At 59.4% G+C, this 25,257-nt stretch carries 24 protein-coding genes, 4 tRNA genes and 1 riboswitch; of the genes, 21 read left to right on the top strand and 7 right to left on the bottom strand.

Annotation, left to right across the window (positions count from 1 at the left end):
* Positions 1-140 precede the first annotated feature (140 nt).
* From astB to astE, 3 genes are all read left to right on the top strand, one after another.
* On the top strand, positions 141-1,487 hold the full coding sequence (gene astB, locus M1D68_RS19070) for an N-succinylarginine dihydrolase (protein WP_434560235.1): 1,347 nt from the start codon (positions 141-143) through the stop codon (positions 1,485-1,487).
* A gap of 69 nt (positions 1,488-1,556) precedes the next feature.
* Entirely contained in the window at positions 1,557-1,844 is a 288-nt protein-coding gene (locus tag M1D68_RS19065) for a hypothetical protein (protein ID WP_003178862.1), read from the top strand.
* Positions 1,845-1,856: 12 nt separating this feature from the next.
* A complete protein-coding gene (gene astE / locus M1D68_RS19060) occupies positions 1,857-2,864 on the top strand; it encodes a succinylglutamate desuccinylase (protein WP_457968034.1) in 1,008 nt (335 codons plus the stop codon).
* Positions 2,865-2,998: 134 nt separating this feature from the next.
* On the opposite strand, the gene M1D68_RS19055 is transcribed toward astE, so the two are convergent.
* Entirely contained in the window at positions 2,999-3,508 is a 510-nt protein-coding gene (locus tag M1D68_RS19055; protein ID WP_420767496.1) for a 6,7-dimethyl-8-ribityllumazine synthase, read from the bottom strand.
* 98 nt (positions 3,509-3,606) lie between these two features.
* Positions 3,607-3,774, bottom strand: a riboswitch (FMN riboswitch).
* A gap of 244 nt (positions 3,775-4,018) precedes the next feature.
* Here M1D68_RS19055 and ltaE point away from each other — a divergent pair.
* The 7 genes from ltaE to M1D68_RS19020 all read left to right on the top strand — a co-directional run bounded on the left by ltaE (position 4,019) and on the right by M1D68_RS19020 (position 9,977).
* On the top strand, positions 4,019-5,023 hold the full coding sequence (gene ltaE / locus M1D68_RS19050; protein ID WP_457968033.1) for a low-specificity L-threonine aldolase: 1,005 nt from the start codon (positions 4,019-4,021) through the stop codon (positions 5,021-5,023).
* 146 nt (positions 5,024-5,169) lie between these two features.
* Entirely contained in the window at positions 5,170-7,791 is a 2,622-nt protein-coding gene (gene alaS / locus M1D68_RS19045; protein ID WP_445570785.1) for an alanine--tRNA ligase, read from the top strand.
* Positions 7,792-7,876: 85 nt separating this feature from the next.
* The gene (locus M1D68_RS19040; protein ID WP_039591870.1) at positions 7,877-9,118 is read left to right on the top strand and encodes an aspartate kinase; all 1,242 of its coding nucleotides are present in this window, start codon (positions 7,877-7,879) and stop codon (positions 9,116-9,118) included.
* A 184-nt stretch (positions 9,119-9,302) separates the two neighbouring features.
* Positions 9,303-9,491, top strand: a complete 189-nt coding sequence (gene csrA, locus M1D68_RS19035; RefSeq protein WP_003178872.1) for a carbon storage regulator CsrA — start codon at positions 9,303-9,305, stop codon at positions 9,489-9,491.
* A 62-nt stretch (positions 9,492-9,553) separates the two neighbouring features.
* Positions 9,554-9,644: transfer RNA gene (locus tag M1D68_RS19030), tRNA-Ser, on the top strand.
* 107 nt (positions 9,645-9,751) lie between these two features.
* Positions 9,752-9,828, top strand: a tRNA-Arg gene (locus M1D68_RS19025).
* 72 nt (positions 9,829-9,900) lie between these two features.
* A tRNA-Arg gene (locus M1D68_RS19020) sits at positions 9,901-9,977 on the top strand.
* Positions 9,978-10,017: 40 nt separating this feature from the next.
* Here M1D68_RS19020 and M1D68_RS19015 read toward each other — a convergent pair.
* On the bottom strand, positions 10,018-10,509 hold the full coding sequence (locus M1D68_RS19015) for a cell envelope protein SmpA (RefSeq protein WP_434560227.1): 492 nt from the start codon (positions 10,507-10,509) through the stop codon (positions 10,018-10,020).
* Between the two features lie 321 nt (positions 10,510-10,830).
* Here M1D68_RS19015 and mgtE point away from each other — a divergent pair, with 321 nt between their 5' ends.
* A complete protein-coding gene (mgtE, locus tag M1D68_RS19010) occupies positions 10,831-12,273 on the top strand; it encodes a magnesium transporter (protein WP_420767492.1) in 1,443 nt (480 codons plus the stop codon).
* A gap of 130 nt (positions 12,274-12,403) precedes the next feature.
* On the opposite strand, the gene M1D68_RS19005 is transcribed toward mgtE, so the two are convergent.
* The gene (locus M1D68_RS19005; RefSeq protein WP_003178899.1) at positions 12,404-12,730 is read right to left on the bottom strand and encodes an Arc family DNA-binding protein; all 327 of its coding nucleotides are present in this window, start codon (positions 12,728-12,730) and stop codon (positions 12,404-12,406) included.
* Between the two features lie 524 nt (positions 12,731-13,254).
* Between M1D68_RS19005 and M1D68_RS19000 the strand changes: the two genes are divergently transcribed.
* From M1D68_RS19000 to M1D68_RS18980, 5 genes are all read left to right on the top strand, one after another.
* Positions 13,255-13,331, top strand: a tRNA-Arg gene (locus tag M1D68_RS19000).
* A 218-nt stretch (positions 13,332-13,549) separates the two neighbouring features.
* The gene (locus M1D68_RS18995; RefSeq protein ID WP_420767491.1) at positions 13,550-15,157 is read left to right on the top strand and encodes a response regulator; all 1,608 of its coding nucleotides are present in this window, start codon (positions 13,550-13,552) and stop codon (positions 15,155-15,157) included.
* Positions 15,150-15,842, top strand: a complete 693-nt coding sequence (locus tag M1D68_RS18990; protein WP_457968032.1) for a sensor histidine kinase — start codon at positions 15,150-15,152, stop codon at positions 15,840-15,842. Before M1D68_RS18995 ends, M1D68_RS18990 begins: the two co-directional genes overlap by 8 nt.
* A gap of 217 nt (positions 15,843-16,059) precedes the next feature.
* The gene (locus M1D68_RS18985; protein ID WP_457970764.1) at positions 16,060-17,301 is read left to right on the top strand and encodes a glutamine synthetase family protein; all 1,242 of its coding nucleotides are present in this window, start codon (positions 16,060-16,062) and stop codon (positions 17,299-17,301) included.
* Positions 17,302-17,371: 70 nt separating this feature from the next.
* A complete protein-coding gene (locus M1D68_RS18980; RefSeq protein WP_420767489.1) occupies positions 17,372-18,739 on the top strand; it encodes an MFS transporter in 1,368 nt (455 codons plus the stop codon).
* Between the two features lie 67 nt (positions 18,740-18,806).
* Here M1D68_RS18980 and M1D68_RS18975 read toward each other — a convergent pair whose 3' ends face one another.
* The 4 genes from M1D68_RS18975 to flgA form a co-directional block, all read right to left on the bottom strand.
* Positions 18,807-19,553 (bottom strand): flagellar brake protein, encoded by a 747-nt coding sequence (locus M1D68_RS18975; protein WP_420767488.1) that lies wholly within the window; start codon positions 19,551-19,553, stop codon positions 18,807-18,809.
* 92 nt (positions 19,554-19,645) lie between these two features.
* On the bottom strand, positions 19,646-20,113 hold the full coding sequence (locus M1D68_RS18970) for a flagella synthesis protein FlgN (protein ID WP_457968031.1): 468 nt from the start codon (positions 20,111-20,113) through the stop codon (positions 19,646-19,648).
* Positions 20,114-20,161: 48 nt separating this feature from the next.
* Complete coding sequence (gene flgM / locus M1D68_RS18965; protein WP_420767486.1) at positions 20,162-20,476, bottom strand: flagellar biosynthesis anti-sigma factor FlgM; 315 nt, start codon at positions 20,474-20,476, stop codon at positions 20,162-20,164.
* A 172-nt stretch (positions 20,477-20,648) separates the two neighbouring features.
* Positions 20,649-21,413, bottom strand: a complete 765-nt coding sequence (flgA, locus tag M1D68_RS18960; RefSeq protein ID WP_420767485.1) for a flagellar basal body P-ring formation chaperone FlgA — start codon at positions 21,411-21,413, stop codon at positions 20,649-20,651.
* Between the two features lie 78 nt (positions 21,414-21,491).
* On the opposite strand from flgA, the gene M1D68_RS18955 reads away from it, so the two are divergent.
* From M1D68_RS18955 to flgD, 5 genes are all read left to right on the top strand, one after another.
* The gene (locus M1D68_RS18955; protein WP_420767484.1) at positions 21,492-22,418 is read left to right on the top strand and encodes a chemotaxis protein CheV; all 927 of its coding nucleotides are present in this window, start codon (positions 21,492-21,494) and stop codon (positions 22,416-22,418) included.
* A 54-nt stretch (positions 22,419-22,472) separates the two neighbouring features.
* A complete protein-coding gene (cheR, locus tag M1D68_RS18950; protein ID WP_434607332.1) occupies positions 22,473-23,300 on the top strand; it encodes a protein-glutamate O-methyltransferase CheR in 828 nt (275 codons plus the stop codon).
* A gap of 338 nt (positions 23,301-23,638) precedes the next feature.
* On the top strand, positions 23,639-24,046 hold the full coding sequence (gene flgB, locus M1D68_RS18945) for a flagellar basal body rod protein FlgB (RefSeq protein WP_420767482.1): 408 nt from the start codon (positions 23,639-23,641) through the stop codon (positions 24,044-24,046).
* A gap of 3 nt (positions 24,047-24,049) precedes the next feature.
* On the top strand, positions 24,050-24,493 hold the full coding sequence (gene flgC / locus M1D68_RS18940; protein WP_039591882.1) for a flagellar basal body rod protein FlgC: 444 nt from the start codon (positions 24,050-24,052) through the stop codon (positions 24,491-24,493).
* A gap of 15 nt (positions 24,494-24,508) precedes the next feature.
* Positions 24,509-25,231 carry a flagellar hook assembly protein FlgD gene (gene flgD / locus M1D68_RS18935; protein ID WP_420767481.1) on the top strand — a complete coding sequence of 241 codons (723 nt, stop codon included), beginning with the start codon at positions 24,509-24,511 and terminating at the stop codon, positions 25,229-25,231.
* Positions 25,232-25,257: the final 26 nt, after the last annotated feature.

Below are 25,257 nucleotides of genomic sequence, written 5' to 3'. Positions count from 1 at the left end.
GTTTCGCGAGCAGGCTCGCTCTCACAGGGATTTGCACAATCCATTGTGGGAGCGAGCCTGCTCCGGGCGGCGATCCGACGAAGCCCGCACTGCGGTCTTTACTGATGCCTATAAAAACAGATTCTCGTGGAGCCTCGCTGATGAAATCCTATGAAGTCAACTTTGACGGTCTGGTGGGGCCGACCCATAACTACGGCGGGCTTTCCTACGGCAACGTCGCCTCCCAGAGCAACAGCCAGCAATCTTCCAACCCCAAGGAAGCGGCATTGCAAGGCCTGGCGAAAATGAAAGCGCTGATGGACATGGGGTTCCAGCAAGGGGTGCTGGCGCCGCAGGAGCGCCCGGACGTAGCGGCTTTGCGCCGGCTGGGCTTTGCCGGCAGCGATGCCCAGGTCATCCAGCAGGCAGCCAAAGAAGCCATGCCGCTGCTCGTTGCCAGTTGCTCGGCCTCGAGCATGTGGGTAGCCAATGCCGCCACCGTCAGCCCGAGCGCCGACACGGCTGACGGTCGCGTGCATTTCACCGCCGCCAACCTCAACTGCAAATACCACCGCAGCATCGAACACCCGACCACCAGTCGTGTGCTGGGGGCGATGTTTGCCAACGCGCAACACTTCGCCCACCACGCCGCATTGCCGGCGGTGGCACAGTTCGGCGACGAAGGCGCGGCCAACCACACGCGTTTCTGTCGCGCCTATGGCGAAGCCGGTGTCGAGTTCTTCGTGTTCGGTCGCAGTGCATTCGACAGCCGTTTCCCTTCGCCACAGAAATACCCGGCGCGCCAGACCCTCGAAGCGTCCCGCGCCGTCGCCCGCCTGCACGGCTTGAGCGAAGAGGGCGTGGTCTACGCCCAGCAGAACCCGGCGGTGATCGACCAGGGGGTTTTCCACAACGACGTGATCGCAGTGGGCAATGGCGAGGTGTTGTTCTATCACGAGGATGCGTTCCTCGAGACCGACAAGATGCTGGCCGAGCTGAGCAACAAACTCGCCAAGGTTGGTGGGAAATTTCAGTCGGTGTGTGTACCGCGTTCGGCGGTCACCGTGGATGACGCGGTGCGTTCCTACTTATTCAACAGCCAATTGCTTTCGCGTCCCGATGGCTCGATGCTGTTGATCGTGCCGGAAGAGTGCCGCAGCAACGAACGCGTCTGGCAGTACCTGCAAGGCCTGACGGGTTCTGGCGGGGTCATCCGGGAAGTGAAGGTCTTCGACCTCAAGCAAAGCATGCAGAACGGTGGCGGCCCGGCGTGCCTGCGGTTGCGCGTGGCGTTGAACGAAACCGAGCTGGCCGCCGTCAACCCAGGGGTTATCATGACCGCGCCGCTGTACGATTCGCTGACCCAGTGGGTCGAGCGCCACTACCGCGACCGCATGGCCGAAAACGACCTGGCGGACCCGCAGTTGCTGCTTGAATGCCGGTCGGCCCTGGATGAGCTGACACAAATCCTTAAACTTGGCTCGGTCTATCCTTTCCAGATCAATTGAAAGCGCGCGCGACCTGACTACAGTCAAAGCAGGGCGCGTTGCCTTATCCCCAGACGAGAATGTAAAAACATGAGCGATACCCTGCAGCTGATTCTTGAAGACACCGACGGCACGCAACTGGAAACCTCCTGCACCCGCGTCGCGGTGATGTGGCAGGGCAAGGAACTGTGGATCCAGCAGGACGGCCGTGGTCAGTTGCTGATCGGCGTCGACGTGGAGGAAGGAGACGAGGAATACGCCAACCTGCTGTTGCGTCCGTTGGCGACCAACCTGGTCAGCCTGCAACTGGAAATGGAACCGGCGGACGTCGGCGACGATGACCATGTCCATGGCCCGGATTGCGGCCACGACCATTAAGGAAACCGCATTATGCTCGCCCTCGGCAAACTGCTTGAACTGACCCTCGCCGGCCGTGAACCGGCGGAGAAGACTCAACTGACTGTCGAAGGCGTACGGATGCGCTGGCTGAGCGAGGGCGCGCTGGAGGTCAAGCCGCCCGAAGCCCGGGATAATGGCCTGGACCTGCTGCTGTCGGCGGGTATCCACGGCAACGAAACCGCGCCGATCGAATTGCTTGACCGGCTGTTGCATGACATTGCCCGTGGCGACCTGAAGCCCCGGGCGCGCATTCTGTTCCTGTTCGGAAATCCCGAGGCAATCCGTCGCGGCGAGCGCTTTGTCGAGCAGGACGTCAACCGGCTGTTCAATGGTCGCCATGAGTTGAGTGGCGGGCCCGAGGCGTTGCGCGCCTGTGAGCTGGAGCGCCTGGCCGCAAGTTTTTTCAGCGTGCCGGACCGCAGCCGTCTGCACTACGACCTGCACACCGCCATTCGCGGCTCGAAGATCGAGCAGTTCGCCCTGTACCCCTGGAAAGAAGGCCGCCAGCACTCACGCCGTGAGCTGGCGCGCCTGCGCGCGGCGGGCATGGAAGCGGTGTTGCTGCAGAACAAGCCCTCCATCGTATTCAGCGCCTACACCTACGACCAGCTCGGTGCCGAGTCCTTCACCCTGGAACTGGGCAAGGCCCGGCCGTTCGGGCAAAACGACGGCGTCAACGTCAACTTGCTGGAAACCCGTCTGCAGCAGATCATCGAAGGCAATGAGCCCGAGCTGGAGGACAGCCTGGACGGCCTGCAACTGTTCAGCGTGGCGCGGGAAATCATCAAGCACAGCGACAGCTTCCGCCTGAATCTGCCCGCGGACATCGAGAATTTCTCGGAGCTGGATAAAGGCTATGTGCTGGCCGAAGACATCGCCCAGACCCGCTGGGTGATCGAAGAAGAGGGCGCCCGGATCATCTTCCCGAACCCCAAGGTGAAGAATGGTTTGCGGGCCGGCATCCTGATCGTGCCAGCGACGGATGAAGGTTTGGTCTGACCCAAATCTCACGCACGCCGCTGAACCCCTGTGGGAGCGAGCTTGCTCGCGATAGCTGAGTGTCAGCCACAAGGATGTCGGCTGGAGCACCGCTATCGCGAGCAAGCTCGCTCCCACAGGTTTTTTAGCGGCTTTTAAACCGCTACCGCCCGCTGCTCACTGCGACGCAACGCCCGAGTCTTATGCAGCGTATCGGCACACGTCTTCGCCGCTTCCTGACCCTTGTGTACGAAGTGCTCGAAGAAAAACTTCTGGTGTTCTTCGCCTGCATGGAAGTGATGCGGCGTCAACACGACCGAGAACACCGGTACCTCGGTTTCCAGCTGGACCTGCATCAGGCCGCTGATGACCGATTGGGCGACAAACTCGTGGCGGTAGATCCCGCCATCCACCACCAGGCCGGCAGCGACGATACCGGCGTAACGGCCGGATTTGGCCAGCAACTTGGCGTGGAGTGGGATTTCAAAGGCACCGCCGACTTCGAAGAAGTCGATGTCGCTTTCCTGGTAGCCCTGGCTGATCATTTCGGCGACGAAGCCTTTGCGGCTCTGGTCGACGATTTCCTTGTGCCAGCAGGCCTGGATGAACGCGACGCGCTCGCCCGGATGGGTTTTGGTCTTGCTGTCGATTGCGGTGGGTTGCATGTTCTGGTTCCTGTTTGTGTAAAAAACAGGGCGTCATGAATCGAAGGGGATTCGAGGGTACGCCGCGCGCAGAGTCGCAGTCGGCCCTTGGGTGTCGATCCCGTTCTCTCTTCATCCGGACTATAACCGTCGGCCCCGGGATCACACCGGGTCTGCTGACCTTGCCGCTGCACCGCGAAAGCCGTGTAGTGCCAAGCGCTCGCGGGCTATGCGCATTGCGCGCAATTACCGCCGGTGGGGAATTGCACCCCGCCCTGAGAACGTTTTGCCGACACATTTTGTGATGGCGGAGGATTTTTAACACATAAGCCCCTGTGGGAGCGAGCTTGCTCGCGATAGCGGTGGTTCAGCTTGCATCGATGTGGACGTACTGCCGCCATCGCGAGCAAGCTCGCTACCACAGGTGATTTGGATGGTTCGTGTGGTCCTGGGCTTGATTATTCCGCGCCATGCCCGCAGTAATTGCCCTTAGAAAGGGAATTTTCCCCACCAGAACCCGAGGCCAGATTCATGAGTGTTATCGATCTTCGCAGCGACACGGTCACCCAACCCTCCGCCGGCATGCTGGATGCCATGGCCAGCGCGCCGACCGGCGACGATGTGTATGGCGAAGACCCGACTGTCAACCGTCTCGAAGCCGAGCTCGCCGAGCGCTTGGGTTTTGCCGCGGCACTGTTCGTGCCCTCAGGCACCATGAGCAATCTGCTGGGGTTGATGGCCCATTGCGAGCGCGGCGACGAATATATCGTCGGCCAGCAAGCCCACACCTACAAATACGAGGGCGGCGGCGCGGCGGTGCTTGGTTCGATCCAGCCGCAACCTCTCGAAGTGCAGGCGGATGGCTCGTTAGACCTGGCGCACGTCGCGGCGGCGATCAAGCCCGACGATTTCCACTTTGCCCGCACACGACTGCTAGCCCTGGAAAACACCATGCAGGGCAAGGTGCTGCCGCTGGATTACCTGGCCCGAGCCCGGCGCTTTACCCAGGAGCATGGGCTTGCCCTTCATCTGGACGGGGCACGGTTGTACAACGCCGCCGTCAAGCTGAATGTCGATGCCCGGGAAATCACCCAACATTTCGATTCGGTGTCGGTGTGCCTGTCCAAGGGGCTGGGTGCTCCGGTGGGCTCGGTCCTGTGTGGCACGGTCGAGTTGATCGGCAAGGCCCGCCGGCTGCGCAAAATGGTTGGCGGGGGGATGCGCCAGGCCGGAATCCTCGCTGCGGCGGGGCTGTATGCCCTGGACCATAACGTCCAGCGCCTGGCTGATGACCACGCCAATGCTCAGAGGCTCGCCGAAGGCATACGCGCGGCGGGCTACGAGGTCGAGCCGGTGCATACCAACATGGTCTACGTGCAAATGGGTGAGCGGGCCGAGGCGATCAAGGCGTTTGCCGATGAGCGGGGCGTCAAGCTCAGCGCGGCTTCACGGCTGCGAATGGTGACGCACATGGACGTGAGTGCGGCGCAAATCGATCACGTGATCACCACTTTCGTCGAATTTTCCCGCCAATGACCCGGGAACCGGGGTAATTGATAGTTTCTATCGCATAAACACGCTGTACCCCACGCGAAGGGCCGATATAATGCGGCCCTTTGCCGTTGCTCCGTCTGTTGACGTTTTGCACAGGCCTTTGGCCGCAGCCTCCGTGGAAGAACCTAATGAAAAGCGCAGAAATCCGTGAAGCCTTCCTTCGCTTCTTCGAAGAGCAAGGCCACACCCGAGTAGCCTCCAGCTCTTTGATTCCGGGCAACGACCCGACCCTGCTGTTCACCAACGCGGGGATGAACCAGTTCAAGGACTGCTTCCTGGGCCAGGAAAAACGTGCCTACACCCGTGCGGTGAGCAGCCAGAAGTGCGTGCGCGCCGGCGGCAAGCACAACGACCTGGAAAACGTCGGCTATACCGCTCGTCACCACACGTTCTTCGAGATGCTGGGCAACTTCAGCTTCGGTGATTATTTCAAGCGTGACGCCATTACTTTTGCCTGGACGTTCCTCACGTCTGACAAATGGCTGAACCTGCCCAAGGAAAAACTTTGGGTAACGGTCTATGCCACCGACGACGAAGCCTATGACATCTGGACCAAGGACGTCGGTGTCCCGGCTGAGCGCATGGTGCGCATCGGCGACAACAAGGGTGCGCCCTACGCGTCGGATAACTTCTGGACCATGGGTGACACCGGCCCATGCGGCCCTTGCACCGAGATCTTCTACGATCACGGCGCCGACATCTGGGGTGGCCCACCGGGCTCGCCGGAAGAAGACGGTGACCGCTATATCGAAATCTGGAACAACGTCTTCATGCAGTTCAACCGCACCGCCGATGGCGTGTTGCATCCGCTGCCAGCACCGTCGGTGGACACCGGCATGGGCCTGGAGCGGATCAGCGCGGTGCTGCAGCACGTTCACTCCAACTACGAAATCGACCTGTTCCAGAGCCTGCTGAGCGCGTCGGCCAAGGCCATCGGCTGCACCAACGACAACCAGGCTTCGCTGAAAGTAGTCGCTGACCACATCCGTTCCTGCGGCTTCCTGATTGCCGACGGTGTACTGCCTTCCAACGAAGGCCGCGGTTATGTGCTGCGCCGGATCATCCGCCGCGCCTGCCGCCACGGCAACAAGCTGGGCGCCAAGGGCAGTTTTTTCTATCAGATCGTCGGGGCGCTGGTGGCCGAGATGGGCGAAGCCTTCCCGGAACTCAAGACCCAACAGGCGCATATCGAGCGCGTGCTAAAGGGCGAAGAAGAGCAGTTCGCCAAGACCCTGGAGCAAGGCCTGAAGATCCTCGAGCAGGACCTGGCCGAACTCAAGGGCAACGTGGTCCCGGGCGATGTGGTGTTCAAACTGTACGACACCTACGGCTTCCCGATGGACCTGACTGGCGACATCGCCCGCGAACGCAACCTTACCCTCGACGAGGAAGGTTTCGAGCGCGAGATGGAAGCCCAGCGTGTGCGTGCGCGCTCCGCGAGCTCCTTCGGCATGGACTACAACAGCGTGGTCAAGGTTGACGTGGCGACGGAGTTCACCGGCTACGCCGCGACCACCGGTTCGGCCAAGATCGTCGCCATCTATAAGGATGGGCAGTCGGTCGACATCCTGAGCGAAGGCCAGGAAGGCGTGATCGTGCTGGACAAGACACCGTTCTACGCCGAATCCGGCGGCCAGATCGGCGACAGCGGTTACCTGCAGGCGGGCAACTCGCGCTTCGATGTACGCGATACCACCAAGACCGGCGGTGCCTTCCTGCACCACGGCGTGCTGGCTTCCGGCAGCCTGATGATCGCCGCCCCAGTGGCCGCTCATGTCGATGCCGAGGTTCGCCACGCGACTTCCCTGAACCACTCCGCCACGCACTTGCTGCACGCAGCGTTGCGCCAGGTGCTGGGCGAGCATGTCCAGCAGAAAGGCTCCTTGGTGGACAGCCAGCGCCTGCGCTTCGACTTCAGCCACTTCGAAGCCATCAAGCCTGAGCAGATCAAGGCGCTGGAAGACATTGTCAACGCGCAGATCCGCAAGAACTCACCGGTAGAAACCGAAGAAACCGATATCGAGACCGCCAAGCGCAAGGGCGCGATGGCGCTGTTCGGCGAGAAGTATGGCGACAGTGTCCGTGTACTGAGCATGGGCGACTTCTCCGTTGAGCTGTGCGGTGGCATCCATGCCAATCGCACCGGCGACATCGGCCTGCTGAAGATCATCAGCGAAGGCGGCGTGGCCTCCGGCGTGCGACGTATCGAGGCCGTCACTGGCGCAGCGGCGCTGGCGTACCTCAACGCGGCGGAAGAACAACTCAAGGAAGCGGCCAGCCTGATCAAGGGCAGCCGCGACAACCTGATCGACAAGCTGTCGGCCGTGCTGGAGCGCAACCGCGCGCTGGAAAAGCAACTCGAGCAGTTGCAGGCCAAGGCCGCCAGCGCCGCGGGCGACGATCTGTCGGCCCAGGCCGTGGACGTCAAGGGCGTGAAAGTGCTGGCCGCGCGTCTCGACGGCCAAGACGGCAAGGCCTTGTTGGCGCTGGTCGATCAACTGAAAAACAAACTCGGCCGCGCAGTGATCCTGCTCGGCGGTGTCCATGAGGAAAAGGTGGTTCTCGTCGCAGGCGTGACCAAAGACCTGACTGGCCAACTCAAAGCCGGTGATTTGATGAAGCAGGCCGCTGCGGCAGTGGGCGGGAAGGGCGGAGGTCGTCCAGACATGGCGCAAGGCGGCGGTACCGATGCCGGCGCCCTGGACGCGGCATTGGCCCAGACCGTTGCATTTGTAGAGCAGGGTATTTAAGGCGGCGCCCCGGGTTCGCCAAGGCGGACCCGGCCGCTGTTGAGTGATTATTTGGGCGCCCTTCACGGGCAGAGGCGGCTTTGAAATGGCTTTGATCGTACAGAAATTTGGAGGCACCTCGGTCGGCACCGTCGAGAGAATCGAACAAGTCGCCGACAAGGTTAAGAAATTCCGTGACGCTGGCGATGACCTGGTGGTCGTGCTGTCGGCAATGAGCGGCGAGACCAACCGTCTGATCGATCTGGCCAAGCAAATCAGCGGCGACCAGCAACCGGTCCCCCGCGAGCTGGATGTGATCGTTTCCACTGGTGAGCAGGTGACCATCGCCTTGCTGGCCATGGCGCTGATCAAGCGTGGCGTGCCGGCGGTGTCCTACACCGGTAACCAAGTCCGTATCCTGACGGACAGCGCGCATAACAAAGCGCGTATCCTGCAGATCGACGATCAGAAAATTCGTGGTGACCTGAAGGCCGGTCGTGTCGTGGTTGTCGCCGGTTTCCAGGGCGTGGATGAGCACGGCAACATCACCACCCTTGGTCGTGGCGGTTCCGATACCACTGGTGTCGCGCTGGCAGCAGCCCTCAAGGCTGACGAGTGCCAGATCTACACCGATGTGGATGGCGTCTATACCACCGACCCACGGGTTGTGCCCGTGGCTCAGCGCCTGGACAAGATTACCTTCGAAGAGATGCTGGAAATGGCCAGCCTCGGTTCCAAGGTATTGCAGATCCGCGCGGTTGAATTCGCCGGCAAGTACAACGTTCCGCTGCGCGTCCTGCACAGCTTCAAGGAGGGTCCGGGCACCCTCATTACTATTGATGAAGAGGAATCCATGGAACAGCCGATCATTTCCGGCATCGCTTTCAACCGCGATGAAGCCAAGCTGACCATCCGTGGCGTGCCAGACACTCCCGGCGTGGCCTTCAAGATTCTGGGGCCGATCAGTGCCGCCAACATTGAAGTCGACATGATCGTGCAGAACGTTGCGCACGATAACACCACCGACTTCACCTTTACCGTGCACCGCAACGACTACCAGTCCGCCGAAGCCGTGCTGAAGAAGACGGCCGACGAGATTGGCGCCCGGGAAGTGGTGGGCGATACCAAGATTGCCAAGGTCTCGATCGTTGGTGTTGGCATGCGCTCCCACGCGGGCGTGGCGAGTCGCATGTTCGAGTCCCTGGCCAAGGAAAGCATCAATATCCAGATGATCTCCACCTCGGAAATCAAGGTTTCCGTGGTGATCGAGGAGAAGTACCTGGAACTCGCCGTGCGCGCCCTGCACACGGCTTTTGAACTCGACGCCGCAGCCCGACAGGGCGAGTAAGGCGTTGCCTGAGGGCGCGGCTTCGACCGCGCCCTTTGTTTTTCTGAATGGCATGTTCCAAAACTGTTCTTTTGCACCCGCTGGTCAATACTAGGCCTGTGGGCCGCGAGCGTTTCGGTTGTAGGACCCATGCCCTTTTTTTGCAGACTGTTGTTCCTGAACTGAATCGCGTGAGGAGAAACGTATGCTGATTCTGACCCGTCGGTGCGCAGAGAGCCTGATTATTGGCGATGGCGAAATCACCGTGACCGTGCTCGGCGTCAAAGGAAACCAAGTGCGTATCGGCGTCAATGCGCCGAAGGAGGTCGCTGTGCACCGGGAGGAAATCTACCTGCGTATCAAGAAAGAGAAGGACGACGAACCAAGCCATTAATTTTTATCGATTTTTATGTTTGCAAACGGGGATGAAGGTGGTTAATATACGCCCCGTGTTGCGGAGAGCTGGCCGAGTGGCCGAAGGCGCTCCCCTGCTAAGGGAGTACACCTCAAAAGGGTGTCGGGGGTTCGAATCCCCCGTTCTCCGCCATTATTCGTTTAGTGCGCTGTTATCTTGCTTGATCGGTAAGTGATTGAAATTACTGAAAAAAGCGCTTTACAAAAAGATTCGGCGACCTATAATGCGCGGCAACAAATGCACTCGTAGCTCAGCTGGATAGAGTACTCGGCTACGAACCGAGCGGTCACAGGTTCGAATCCTGTCGAGTGCACCATTTAAGAGTTGCTTGCAGCAATGCAAATAACTTGGCTTCAACCAGTTGTGATCTGGTATAAAACCACAACTTGCACTCGTAGCTCAGCTGGATAGAGTACTCGGCTACGAACCGAGCGGTCACAGGTTCGAATCCTGTCGAGTGCACCATACACCAAGAAGCCCGCGTTTAACGCGGGCTTTTTGCTGTCTACGATTTGCCTTTCACGCATCCCTTCTCGTCGAACACGACCTCTGCGCTCCGACCTTTCTGTGTCTTGTAGGTGTACCGAGTGCTCGAATTTCGAACCTTGATCGTATCCGGTTTGCCAAGCGCGCTGACGACGTCTTGTTCGCTCATGCCTACAACGATTCGTCGCTTCAGGATGGCTTCGCGGCGCTGGTTGGTGTTGATCTGGTTTCCACAGCTGTCCTCGAGTTGGCCAACAATGGTCGGTTCCTTGCGTCTGGTTTTGTTGCTGGATGTTTGCCGACCTTCGGCTTCGGGCAGCATCGGCTCGATAGGGGGCGGGCTGTATGTATGAACCTGCTGCATTGTCAGGGTTTCTCCCGGCTCGCAACTGAGGGTTGTGAACGTGATTTTCCCAGCACTGTTTTCGCAGCGGTGCACAACGTGATCGGCAGCCCAGAGAGGCAGGCAGGGCAGGGTGGCGAGCAGAAACAGATAGCGGCTTACGGGCATGCTGCCGTCCTCCTTGACGGTAAATAAAAAAGGATAGCTGTGACATTTCTCCCTGGGGCTGTGTTTTCTTTTCAGGATAAGTCGTCGTAGAAACAGACGTTCAGCCTGTGTTCAGGTTTGTCTCGCAAGCACTTGTTCTTGCCATGATTTTTTAACGTGTTACGGCGCCAAGCGGTGTATGATTGCGCCCGTCAGCCCCGCCGGGGCTTTGGAATATCTTCATGGACTTACCCAGTAGTTACTCAATATCTCTTTTTGCCAATCATGAATTAACTGATTGATCCTTCCGGCGTGCTCCACTGCTGGGAGTGGAGTTCGCCTATGACTGAAATAGAAGTAAAAAAAACGCAGGAAAGTCTTCAGGATCGCCTCGCTCAAGTCGTTGAGCTGTTGCATCGCCAGCGCGTCGTGGAAGACCTCACGCATCGCCAGGAAGGTCCGCATTCCGATCGGGTCGAGAACCTGGTACATCGGCAGAATCTCGTCGAGTTGCAACGTAAGCTCGATGATCTGCACTCGGCCGACGTTGCCTACATCCTTGAAGCCTTGCCGCTGGAAGAGCGTCTGACCGTCTGGCAATTGGTCCAGGCCGATCGCGACGGCGACATCCTGCTCGAAGTGTCCGACTCGGTTCGTGAAACCCTGATCGCAGACATGGATGACCATGAGCTTCTCGCAGCGGCCAAGGAGATGGACGCCGACGAGCTCGCCGACCTTGCTCCCGAATTGCCACGCGACGTTGTCCATGAGCTGATGGAAGCTCTTGATGGTCAACAGCGCGAGCGTGTGCGTTCGGCATTGTCCTATGACGAGGAGCAGGTCGGTGCGCTGATGGACTTCGAGATGGTGACGATCCGCGAGGACGTCAGCCTTGAAGTGGTTTTGCGCTATCTGCGGCGACTCAAGGAATTGCCGGGCCATACCGACAAACTCTTCGTGGTCGATTATGACGGCGTGCTCAAAGGCGTTCTGCCTATCAAGCGTCTTTTGGTCAACGATCCGGAGAAGCAAGTGGCCGAGGTGATGGCCAGCGACCCTGTGAGCTTCCATCCTGACGAAAACGCCTACGATGCGGCCCAGGCATTCGAACGTTACGACCTGATTTCTGCGCCGGTGGTGGACAAGAACGGCAAGCTGATCGGCCGTCTCACCATCGACGAAATGGTGGACTTGATCCGTGAGGAAAGCGAAAGCGAAGTCCTCAGCATGGCGGGTCTGCGGGAAGAGGAGGACATTTTCGCCTCGGTCTGGAAGTCCTTGCGTAACCGTTGGGCCTGGCTGGCGATCAATCTGATCACGGCTTTTGTCGCGTCCCGCGTCATCGGCCTGTTCGAAGGCTCCATCGAAAAGCTGGTCGCACTGGCGGCGTTGATGCCCATCGTTGCCGGTATCGGAGGTAACTCCGGCAACCAGACCATCACCATGATTGTCCGCGCCATGGCATTGGACCAGGTCAGTACCGGCAATACATCGCGTTTGATGCGCAAGGAACTGGCCGTTGCGTTGATCAATGGCGTCATCTGGGGAGGGGTGATCGGGGTCGTGGCGTACTTGCTGTATGGCAGCTGGTCGCTGGGCGTGGTCATGACTGCGGCGATGACGCTCAATCTGCTGTTGGCCGCGCTGATGGGCGTCTTGATCCCCATGACCCTGGCGCGCCTGGGGCGCGACCCAGCAATGGGTGCGAGCGTGATGATCACCGCCATGACGGACAGCGGCGGGTTTTTCATCTTCCTGGGCTTGGCGACGATTTTCCTGCTCTGAGTGGCTTATCAAGAAGCCCGCCTGGCTGGCGGGTTTTTTTCTGGGCGATGGTTTCCCCGCCTCCCCTGGTCGCCAAACGCCGGGCGAAAAAAAAGCCAGCGTTAAGCTGGCTTTATTACCCTGGACACGATCAGGACGCGTCAGCGGCCATTTCGGCATCATGAGCAATCAGCGAAACGAGGGCGTTCTGCTGGCGATGGGAGAGTTGTCGGAAGCGTTGAAGCAACTCGCGCTCATGCAGCGACAGCTCCGGGCTGTCCAGGCGCATGCTCAATTCTTCACCCAACGCACCTTCCTGAATCAGGCTTTGCTCAAGGCGCGCGATGATTTCAGAGTTCATGCTGCGGTGATGATTACGAGCCACCTCGGCAATGCGTTCCCGCATTCCGTCTGGCAGACGCACGACGAACTTGTCAGCCGTACGGCTGGAATAAATTGCCTGTTTCAATGGGCGCATATTTATTTAACCGGTTAGTTCAGGGGAGCGGTTCTGGGGATTGGCCGCAGGATGTCGATAGGACAAGGCCCGTTGCCAAATGTTCAACCTGAATGTTAAGAGGCCGCATCATGCCTCAAAATTGCCAGATCATTGGCGCCAATTCTGTGACAAATTCTGATCCGGGTAAAGGCGTTATGCCAGTACTCTTCTCAAAAAATGCGGACTGGTTTGAAAAACACACAGGTTCCGCATTTTGTGACCACTGCATCGTGTCGTTGTGCCATACCGTTGGGCGGATAACCGATACGCAACTAAACGTCTGCCTTTCTAGTTACGTATAGGATAGTGGCAAAAGGCCGATTTACTAGGCCCGGGGGCTGTGGATAGATGAATGGCGCCATATTTGGGCGGCCTTCCCTTGGCGTGGCGTAAGGGTCGTACTATTTGCCTACACTTAATAGGCAGCGACGACATGACAAACGCGAGAGTGGCCGTTAACATGCTCGCCGTCCAACGCACCGCGTTTCTCGTGGTCGACCCGTGTCTCAGTAGCTCAATTGGATAGAGCATCCCCCTCCTAAGGGGAAGGTTGGCAGTTCGAACCTGCCCTGGGACACCATTATTATCCCGCAGCCCTGCAAGTCCCCACGATCTTCTAACGGAACCCCGTTTGCGGCCGATAACCCGATGAGTCTCCTTTCCTGACGTCCCGGCGTCCTGGAACGGCTCGCGGTATGCGTCGCGGCTGTCTATCATCTGCGCGCTTTGCCGGCCGTGAGGCGGTGTTTCGTTTGTTTTGCCATTGAGTTCATTTTCTTATTTGCCTGGACATCCTCGATGCTGGCGTACCACCAAAAAAGTTTTCTGATCGTCGATGATTTCTCGGATTTCCGCAGCTCCGTCCGGTCGATGTTGCGGGAGTTGGGCGTCAAGGACGTGGACACCGCCGATACCGGTGAAGTGGCGCTGCGCATGTGTTCGCAGAAGCGTTATGACTTCATCTTGCAGGATTATCACCTGGGCGACGGGCGCAAGAACGGCCAGCAGGTGCTGGAAGACCTGATGGTCGAGAAGTTGATCAGCCATGAGAGCGTGTTTCTCATGGTGACCGCCGAGACCAGCCAGGCCATGGTGCTCAGCGCCCTGGAACATGAGCCGGATGCGTACCTGACCAAACCATTCAATCGCTCCGGCCTGGCCCAGCGGTTGGAGCGCCTGGAGCAGCGCAAAACGTTGCTCAAACCGATCCTGCAGGCGCTCGATCGTGGCAAGCCGATGGAAGTGCTCAATGCTTGCATCGCCCTGTGCAAGCAGGACCCGCGCTACGGCCCACTGTGCCTGCGTTATCGGGCCGATGCGCTGCGCGACCTGAATCAGAACGAGGCCCTTGAGCGGTTGTACAACTCCATCATCGCGGATCGCCCGTTGCCGTGGGCGTACGCGGGGTTGGGAAAGTTGTTGTTCAAGCGCGGGCAGATAGGCGAAGCCAAGGCTGTCTATGAAAAAGCCCTGAAAGTCTTTCCGATGATGCCGGCCCTGTACGACGGCATGGCCGACGTGTTGGTGGCTGAAGGCGACACGAAGCAGGCCCAGAACGTATTGGAGGAAGCGGTGCGGTTGTCGCCGTTGGCGGTGCGTCGGCAGTCGCTGCTGGGCAAGCTGGCGATGACCAACGAGGATTACGAGACCGCGTCAAAAGCCTATCGCCAGGCGGTCGGGCAGGGGGCGCAATCGCGATTCAAGGATCCGGAGAGCAACCTTGGCCTGGCCCATGCCTTGATCAGCAAGGGCAGCGAGAAGGGCCTGGACACCCGGACGAGGCTGGAAATCAACACCACGCTTAGCGCGGTGGCGAAAGATAACCCCAGCGATCCGGGCCTGCAGGTCCGGGCGCGGCTGATGAAAGCAACGAGCCTGTTGCTCAATGATGCCGAAACCGCCGAAAAGCTCACCGAGCAAGCCTTGCAGCGTCTCGACGGCATGGAACAGTTCATGAGTGCCGAAGCCGCGCTGCTGGTGGCCAAGCAGCTACAGATGCTCGGCCAGACCAGCGCCGGCGAATCGATGCTCAAGAACTGCGCGGAGATCTATGGCGATGATCCGACCGTGATGCAGGGCATTGCCAAGCTCACCGACGACCCGAATATCCTTAACCAGGGCAACGCCGCCGCCGAGCTGAATCGCGAAGGCGTGCGTGTCTACAAGACCGGCGCGTTGCCTGAGGCGCGGGAATTGTTCCGGCGTGCACTGAAGCTGCAGCCGAAGAACATCAGTATTGCCCTGAACATGGCGCAATCCCTGCTGCACGGCACCGATACCAGTGTTGAATCGCAGCTGCTGCAGGAATGCCGTGCCTGCCTGAAACTGGTGGGCATGATGCCCGACACCGATGCGCGTTTTGCGCGTTATCAGAAACTGCGAAGCAAGGCATTTGGCGATGAATGACAGCGAACAAGCTCTCGATTTCTCCACGGTGATCGCGTCTACCGTGCATGACATGAAAAACTCCCTGACCCTGCTCATGCAGGCTCATACGCAATGGCTCGAGCGCCTGCCGGGACCTGCGCGGCAGACCTCGGAGCAGGGCGTGATGGAGTTCGAGTTTGCCCATCTCAATGGGCTGCTGGTGCAGTTGCTCGGGTTGTACAAGCTGGGCGTGAATCAATTGCCGCTGCATCCGGCCTACCACGAACTGGATGACTTCATCGAAGCGCAGTTGGCCGGCCATCAGGACGTGTTCCGCAGTCGCGGGATCATGGCCACCTATGAGGTCGATCCGCTGAGCCCGCTGGGTTTCTTCGACCGTGAGCTGATCGCGTCGGTGCTCGACAACATGATCAACAATGCCATTCGCCACGCGCGCCAGGCGTTGTTGATCAGCGTGAGCGACGAGGCTGGGCAATTGGTGCTGACCATCAATGACGACGGCGAAGGCTACCCGGCCGAAATGATTGAGCGCCAGGCCGAGTATGTGCAGGGCATCAACCACAGCAGCGGCAGCACCGGCCTTGGCCTGTATTTCGCCGCCAGGATCGCCGGGTTGCATCAGCGTGGCGGCTTGAGCGGGCATACCGAGATTGCCAATGGCGGTGTGCTGGGCGGTGGGGTGTTCAGGCTTTACCTGCCCTGAGCTGTCCATATCCCCGTCAGATGTTTATTGTCTCGGGATGCTTGATATTCCGAACAGCCGGAGCCTATTTTGTACGGGTTGCCGTTCGCGGCTCGCACATAACAAGGATTGCGTCATGACGACCGATGGCCAGTGTTCACTCGCACAGCGATTGACGGGCATTGATGAGATTGAATGTGTCACGCCGGATTTGAATGGCGTACCCAGGGGCAAGGTAATGAGCGCCGAGGGCTTCCTTGAAGGCCGGCGGTTGCAGATGGCGCGCGGTGTGCTGCTGCAATGCATCATGGGCGGATATCCGCCAGCGCGCTTTTACGGCAGTGACGACGGCGACCTGGCGTTGGTGGCCGATCCACAGCAGATCCACCGGCTGCCGTGGAGCCATCCGCCGCGCGCCTTGGCGATCTGCGACGCCGATGAGCTCAGCGGCGAAAGCTCACCTCTGTCGACGCGTGGTCAGCTCAAGGCCGTGATCGCTCGATATGCGGCGCTCGGGCTAGCGCCGGTAGTGGCGACGGAGCTGGAGTTTTTTGTGTTCGCGCCCAACCCGGATCCTTCCCAGCCATTCCTGCCGCCGATGGGCCTGGATGGTCGTCGCGAAGATGGCCAATCGGCGTTCAGTATCAGTTCCAACAACGGCCTGCGACCGTTCTTCACCGAAGTCTATGAATGCATGGCGGCGCTAGGCCTGCCGCGCGACACGTTCATGCATGAAATGGGCGTCAGCCAGTTTGAAATCAATCTGCTCCACGGCGATGCTCTGCTGTTGGCCGACCAGACGTTCCTGTTCAAGCATTTGCTCAAGGAGGTGGCCCTCAAGCATGGCCTGACGGTGGTCTGCATGGCCAAGCCGCTGGCGCGAACGCCGGGCAGTTCGATGCACATTCACCAGAGCATCGTCGAGTTGGGCAGCGGTCGCAATGTATTCAGCGACGATGCGGGCGAGCCGACCGCGACGTTCCGGCACTTCATTGGCGGGCAGCAGGCCGGCATGGCGGATTTCACCGCGCTGTTCGCGCCAAACGTGAATTCCTACCACCGCCTCTGCCATCCATTCGCGTCGCCAAACAATGCCTGTTGGTCCCATGACAATCGTTCGGCCGGGCTGCGCATTCCTGCGAGTGCGCCGGTAGCCCGGCGGGTCGAGAACCGCTTGCCGGGAGCCGATGCCAACCCTTACCTGGCGATTGCCGCCAGTCTGGCGGCGGGGCTCCATGGCATCGAGAATCGCCTGGAACCGGCTGCCGCGATCCAGGGCGAGTTCGAGGTGCCGGAGAATCTGTCTTTGCCATGTACCTTGCATGCAGCGCTTGAACGTCTCAAGCGTAGCCACTTGGCGAAGGAACTGTTCGGTAGCGAGTTCATCGAAGGTTACGTTGCCTCCAAAACCCTGGAACTGACCAGTTTCTTTGACGAAATCACGCCCTGGGAGCGGCGCGTTTTGGCGGCCCAGGCATAACGAACCGTCGCATTCGGGCTATCTTCCAAAGATAGCCCTTACTTACCTCAAGGAGCCGCTCGGAACGCCGATGCGCCAAATCTGGAAACCTTTTCGAGCGCTTTATTTCGCCTCGCTGATGATGCTCATCGGCTCAGGCCTTCTGAGTACTTACCTGGCCCTGCGCCTGGCCGCCGACAACGTGGACAGCCTGTGGGTCGGTGCGCTGATGGCGGCGAACTATTTCGGCCTGGTGCTGGGCGGCAAGATCGGCCACCGGCTGATTGGCCGCGTCGGGCATATTCGCGCCTATTCGGCTTGCGCCGGGATCGTCGGTGCGGCGGTATTGGGCCATGGCCTGGTGAACTGGCTGCCGGCCTGGATCGTGCTGCGGATGATTGTCGGCCTGGGCATGATGTGCCAGTACATGGTTATCGAAAGCTGGCTCAACGAGCAGGCCGATGCCAAGCAACGCGGGGTAGTGTTCAGCGGCTATATGATTGCTTCCTACCTGGGGCTGGTGCTGGGCCAACTGATCCTGGTCATGCATCCGGCCCTGGGCCTTGAATTGCTGATGTTGGTGGCGTTGTGTTTCGCCCTGTGCCTGGTGCCAGTGGCATTGACCCGGCGGATTCACCCGGCGCCGTTGCATCCGGCGCCGATGGAGCCGCGCTTCTTTATCAAGCGCGTACCGCAATCGTTGACCACGGTGTTGGGCTCCGGGCTGATCGTCGGCTCCTTCTACGGGCTGGCACCGCTGTACGCCTCCCAGCAGGGCCTGAGTACCGAGCAGGTCGGCTTGTTCATGGGCTGCTGCATCTTTGCCGGCCTGCTGGTGCAATGGCCGCTGGGTTGGCTGTCGGATCGTTACGATCGGGCCCTGTTGATCCGCTGCTTCGCACTGGCCCTGGTGGTGTGTGCCTTGCCGCTGGCCATCCTGTCGAAGGCGCCGCTGGAAGTATTGTTCATCGCTGGTTTCTGCTGTTCGTTGGTGCAGTTTTGCCTGTACCCGCTGGCGGTCGCGTTTTCCAATGACCACGTCGAGGGTGATCGCCGGGTGTCGCTCACCGCGATGCTGTTAGTGACCTACGGCGTGGGCGCCAGCATCGGCCCGTTGGTGGCCGGGGTGCTGATGAAGCTGTACGGCAGCCAGATGCTCTATGGCTTTTTCGCCCTGTTTGCGTTGCTGCTGGTATGGCGGATCCGGCCGAAAGCGGTCACCAACCTGCACCAGGTCGACGACGCGCCGCTGCATCACGTGGCCATGCCGGACAACATGACCAGTTCACCCTTGGTGGCGTGCCTCGATCCGCGGGTCGACGAGCAAGTGGTGCAGGAGCAGATGCAGGCCTCGCCCAATCCGGACGTCGAGCCCGAGCCTCAACCTGAATTGGAGCCGGTCACCGAAGGCGCCGACGACGAACTGCCACCGTCCGATTTCACTCAGGCCAGGCCCTGAGACCGGCATAAAAAAAACGGGCAATCCTTGCAAAGGGATTGCCCGTTTTTTTATAGCGCGCCGGAAATCAGAAGTCGTCTTTATCGAACCGACGGGCTTCACGCTGCAATTGATACACGAAGCGTTCCACCTGGCGTTGTACCAGGCCGCTGATGTTATGGAAGCGCACGCCTGCGAACGTGGTGTTGATCCGCTCTTCGAAATGCAGGTACCGTAGTTCCACCGGCGCGGTCATGCTGCCAAACGGTAGGGCGGCGATGAAGCGCTCGTAAACCTGGCCCAGCTGCAGCCGTTCAGTGATATCGCCATCGAAGCGCAGCTTGCAGCCGGTTGCGGAAATATCCAGCAGCTTGCCATTCACCGGTGATTTGAGCTTGTCGCCACCCAACTCCACGTTCACCAGTTGCGCCAGTTTCAATGCGGCCCGGAAGGCGTTGCGGCGCTGGTGATAAACCACTTCTTCAGGCAAGGCGCCGCGATAGCAGCGGCCATCGCTCGATTCCTGAATGGTCAATGGGCCGTTGCCCTCCCACGCGATGCGCACGCCGTCATGGAAACCCTCGACGCGAAACGGCTCGCCGGCCAGTAGGAAACGTTCACCGTCCCGAGGAATCATTTCGTCCAGGGCGATGGTGTTGGTTTCGCGATCGACATCCACCAGGTAACTCTGGAACCGCTGGCTGCGCTCGTGGAAGGTGATGATCAGCGGGTCGTGACTGTCTTGCAGCATCCGCAGATTGCCGGAGATTTCCAGAGGGGTGGCGAGGACCTTGGGCGGCTGCGGAGCATCATCCGCGTTTGAGGCATTGAACACGGTGGGTCAATCTCCAGGCAAAATACGACTACAAAGAGCCAGCATTTTGCCAGCATGTATCGCGCGTTGATAGTGCTCCGGCATCGTTCGCTTCATGCCTGGCTAAGCGGGCGGTGCTTGACCATTTTCGCGGTCGAGCCGCGAGCGTCATAGAGCGTCGGGATTTCGCCGCCATTGAGAATACGCAACTGATTGGCGGTGGCGGCCTGTTGCATCAGGATAGACTGGCCGTTTCGAGCATTGGCGGCCTGACACTGGTTGAGCAGGTCGTTGAGCACGGCGCTTTGCGACAACAGCTGATCGCCGATCGACGATTGGCTGGCCAATTGCTCAAGGCCACTGTTATTGGCGGGCAGGTTGAGGCTGGCGAGGATTTCGCTGCGCTTGCGGCCATGCTGGTCGAGCAAAATGATCAATGCCTGCTTTTGCGCCAGAATATTTTCCAGCAGGGGCATGTCCCGCCCGTGCAATGCCAGGGCTTCGGTCTGCAACAGCTCCAACAATTGTTGCGCTGGAGCAAAGTCGTCGATGATCAGTTGCAATAAATGAGTGTCGTGCATGGCTGGCCTTGGGTCTTAAGCGTCCAAAAGCCTGGCGCAGGCGGGGGCCTAGCGCTGGGCTTCGAAGTTGAGCAGCTTGCTGGCTACACGGTTGCTGTCGACTTGATAGCTGCCATCGGCGATTGCTGCTTTCAACGCGGCCACGCGGGCGTTGTCGACGACAGGTTGATCGCGCAGCTTGTCAGTGACCTTCTGCAACTGTTGAGCCTCATTGCTGAGGTGTACCGATTCCCCGTTGCTGACAGTGGCGGCCTGGTCGGCTGGCTTGGATTTGTCGGTTTCGACGGTTTCCTTGCTGGCGCTGGTGCGCGCAGTGCCTGTCAGGGGCGAGGAGCTGTTTAAACGATTGAAATCGATGACCATGGTAAAAAACCTCTGGGTATTTGGACGCTTGCCATGTTTTCGGCCATCCCCAAAAAAACTTTAGGCTCATTTTTCAAATGAACGAGCGCACGTCCGCGCTTGCCTTCGTACAAGGCACAGTCTAGGGAACACCAAGGTCAAGCGCCAGCCTGTCTACCCTCCTTACAGCCTCTTACATAGCCACTTCCACCTGGCCAGGCGCTATCACCTGTGCCTTGATGACCCGTTGGGAATTGAGGTTTTTCACCCGAATCTGTTCGCGCATGCCACCGTTGGCCAGGGCCTCGCCGGGCATCCGCACGGCCAGGGTGCCGCTGCGAGCGGTGATGACCACCTGATCGCCCTTGCGAACCACCTCGGCCTGTTCCAGATGCACCTGGGTCACTACCTGGTCGGCGACCATTGGTCGGACAAGTTTCTGCCCAATGGCCTCATCGACGGAGGTCAGGAAACCCTGGCTGATCTGGCTGACGTCGCGCTCACGCAGGACCACGTCCTGCGGCTCGACGATCCCGGCCCGCTTGAGTGGGCGAGTGGTGGTGACAATTTCCCGGTACAGGCGCACTTGAGCGGGCACGAACACCGTCCAGGGCGCGGCGCTATCGCAACGAACCTTCACCGTGACGCGGCCCAGGGGCCTGGCCGGGCTCTCCAGCGAGGCAGTCAATTCCTTGTCGCACATCGGCATCCGCAGGCGCGGGTCGAGCTGGTTGACTTCAATCTCGTAGCGACCTTCGGTTTGACTGGTTGCCAGATAGTCTTCTACGGTGAACTCAAGAAAGCCCTGAGTGACGCCGATAAGGAGATCAGGCAAGGTTACCGCAGCGGCACCAAGGGCAGGACCGCCCGAAGCGAGCAGGCAGGCAGCCAGCAGTGCACCGAGCCAGTGGCGGCAGTGAGTGGTCAGGCGTCGAGAAAATGTCGTTTGTGCGTTCATGCCGGTTCAATAGCAAGCCCCGTGCCGTTTAGTGATGAATGCGCGTCGGACACATTAGCGTTAGGTAGGAGTCAGGGCATGGCGGGAGTGATGGATTCGGTAAACCAGCGCACACAGCTGGTGGGTCAGAATCGCCTGGAGCTGTTGTTGTTCCGTCTCGACGGCCGACAATTGTATGGGATCAACGTGTTCAAGGTTCGCGAGGTGCTGCAATGCCCCAAGCTGACCCTGATGCCGAAATCCAGTCCCGTCGTGTGCGGTGTGGCGAATATCCGGGGAGCGACCATCCCGATTCTCGACCTGGCGATGGCGACCGGTTCCGGCCGACTGCTGGACCAGAGCAATCCGTTTGTGATCATCACCGAGTACAACACCAAGACCCAAGGGTTCCTGGTGCGATCGGTGGAGCGCATCGTCAACATGAACTGGGAAGAGATCCATCCACCACCCAAAGGGACAGGCCGCGACCACTACCTCACGGCGGTGACCCGGGTCGATAACCAGTTGGTGGAAATCATCGACGTCGAGAAAATCCTCGCCGAAGTGGCGCCGACCCCGGAAACGATTTCCGTTGGCGTGATAGATGCCGAGACCCAGCACAAGGCGGTTTCCCTGCGGGTGCTGACCGTCGACGATTCCTCGGTGGCCCGTAAGCAGGTCACGCGTTGCCTGCAAACGGTCGGCGTCGAAGTGATTGCGCTGAACGATGGGCGGCAAGCGCTGGATTACCTGCGCAATCTGGTCGACGAAGGCAAGAAGCCGGAAGAGGAGTTCCTGATGATGATCTCCGACATCGAGATGCCGGAGATGGACGGCTACACGCTGACATCGGAAATCCGCAGCGACCCGCGCATGCAAAAGCTGCACATCATCTTGCATACTTCGTTGTCTGGGGTGTTCAACCAGGCAATGGTCAAGAAGGTCGGCGCCGATGACTTCCTGGCCAAGTTCCGGCCCGATGACCTCGCTTCCCGAGTCGTCGAGCGAATCAAGTCAGCAGGCTAAAGGTCGGGCGCGTTGTGCGCCCGGCAAGTCAATACAGTGAAAAGAGGCGGTATTTTGTCTACGGGTAATTTGGATTTCGAACAGTTCCGGGTCTTCCTGGAAAAAGCCTGTGGCATCTTGCTTGGTGAAAACAAGCAGTACCTGGTGTCGAGCCGTCTCAATAAGTTGATGGAACAACAGGGCATCAAGTCATTGGGCGAGTTGGTTCAGCGTATCCAGACCCAGCCGCGCAGTGGCTTGCGCGAGATGGTCGTGGACGCCATGACCACCAACGAAACCCTGTGGTTTCGTGACACCTATCCCTTTGAGGTATTGAAGAACAAGGTATTGCCGGCGGCCATCAAGGCCAGCCCGGGCCAGCGCCTGCGGATCTGGTCGGCGGCCTGTTCGTCGGGGCAGGAACCGTATTCCTTGTCGATGTCCATTGATGAGTTCGAGCGCACCAACATTGGCCAGTTGAAAGGCGGCGTGCAGATCGTCGCCACCGACCTGTCCGGGACCATGCTCAACAACTGCAAGACCGGCGAGTACGACAGCCTGGCCATCGGCCGCGGCCTGTCGCCCGATCGCCTGCAACGTTATTTCGACGCCAAGGGACCGGGCAAATGGGTGGTCAAGGCGCCCATCAAGAGCCGCGTGGAGTTTCGCTCGTTCAACTTGCTGGACAGTTACGCCAGCCTGGGCAAGTTCGACATCGTGTTCTGCCGCAACGTGTTGATCTACTTCTCCGCTGAGGTGAAGAAGGACATCCTGACGCGCATCCACAGCACCCTGAAACCGGGTGGTTATCTGTTCCTGGGTGCGTCCGAGGCGTTGAACGGCTTGCCGGACCATTACCAGATGGTCCAGTGCAGCCCGGGGATCATTTACCAGGCGAAGTGATTGGTTTGGGTTAAAAAAAAGGGAGCCCCACGGGGCTCCCTTTTTTTATCGGTCGCTGCTGCCCCTGTGGGAGCGAGCCTGCTCGCGAAAGCAATATTCCAGGCGATGTCGATGCGGACTGACACACCGCTTTCGCGAGCAGGCTCGCTCCCACAATGGAATGCATTCATCTTGCGAAAGCGGCAGAAAAGCGGCATGCGGCGGAAACCGATTGCCGCTTTTCTGGCATTGCCGCTTTGCCGTTGCCCGCAAAGCCCCGGTTTACGGGGTTTCGGAAAGTGGCACGGCGCTTGCTAAAGCCTTCGTACGTACATTCTGGTCACCCAAAGGTTTCCGACATGAGCATCAGCTTCGATAAAGCGCTCGGTATCCACGAACAGGCCCTGAGCTTCCGCGCCCAGCGTGCCGAAGTCCTGGCCAACAACATCGCCAACGCCGACACGCCGAACTACAAGGCCCGTGACCTGGACTTTTCCAAGGTACTCGCCGAGCAGAACGAGAAGACCAAGAACGGCCACTTCGCCTTGAACATGACCAACAGCCGTCATATCGAAGCCGAAGGCGTAGGCAGCGGCGACGAATCGTTGATGTATCGCACGCCGATGCAGCCCTCGGTCGACCAGAACACCGTGGACGCTCAACTGGAACAGTCCAACTACGCGGAAAACTCCGTGAACTTCCAGGCCAGCTTCACCCTGCTCAACAGTAAATTCAAAGGGCTGGTATCGGCCCTGCGTGGAGAGTAAGTCATGTCGATCGCGAGCGTTTTCAACATCGCCGGCAGTGCCATGAGTGCCCAGACCACTCGCCTGAACACCGTCGCCAGTAACATCGCCAACGCCGAGACCGTTTCGTCAAGCATCGACCAGACCTACCGCGCCCGTCACCCGGTGTTCGCCACCATGTTCCAGGGTGGCCAATCCGGCGGCAGCGATTCGCTGTTCCAGGACCAGGACGCGGCGGGGCAGGGCGTACAGGTGCTGGGCGTCGTTGAAGACCAGAGCAACCTCGAAGCACGTTACGAGCCAAACCATCCGGCCGCGGACGCCAAGGGTTATGTCTATTACCCGAACGTCAACGTCGTCGAAGAAATGGCCGACATGATTTCCGCCAGTCGTTCGTTCCAGACCAACGTCGAAATGATGAACACCGCCAAAACCATGATGCAGAAGGTCCTGACCCTCGGTCAGTGATAAGGGGCGATTCATATGAGCGTCACCAATACAACAGGCGGTTTGAGCCTCAACGAGATTCTGGCCAACTCCTCGGTCAAGACCAATACCAAGGCCGATGGCCTGGGTGCGGCGACCAATGCGGCGAGTGGCAACCAGGAATTGGGCAAGGATGCGTTCCTGCAACTGCTCGTGACCCAGCTGAAAAACCAGAACCCGCTGGAACCCCAGGACAACGGTGAGTTCGTGGCCCAACTGGCGCAATTCAGCAGCCTGGAAGGCATCACCACGCTCAACGAAACCGTGAGCGGCATTGCCGGCAACTACAACTCGTCACAAGCGTTGCAGGCTTCGTCCCTGGTCGGCCGCTCGGTGATCGCTCCGGGTGACAAGGCCGTGGTCGACACCTCCAAGAGCCTCAACGGCACCGTGGTGGTTCCGGCGGCGGTGTCCTCCCTCACCGTCAAGATCATGGACAAGGATGGCAAGACCGTCCGCACCATCGATTTGGGCAGCCAGAAGTCGGGCAACTCTGCCTTCATCTGGGACGGCAAGAACGACGCGGGCACGACGGTAGAGTCGGGCACGTACACCTTCGCGGCCTCGACCACCATCGATGGCAAGGCCACGTCGCTGATCACCAACCTGCCGGCCACGGTCAGCAGCGTGACGATCAGCCAGACGGGCGGTGAGCTGATGCTCAACCTGGCCGGGCTGGGCAGCATCGCCCTGTCCAAAGTACAAACTATTGGTATGTAGAGCCGACTAACCGGCAAAAGGAGTCA

The sequence above is a fragment of the Pseudomonas sp. R4-84 genome (assembly GCF_054130985.1).
Note: the sequence above shows the minus strand (reverse complement) of the source record. Positions and strands in the feature narration are given on the sequence as shown.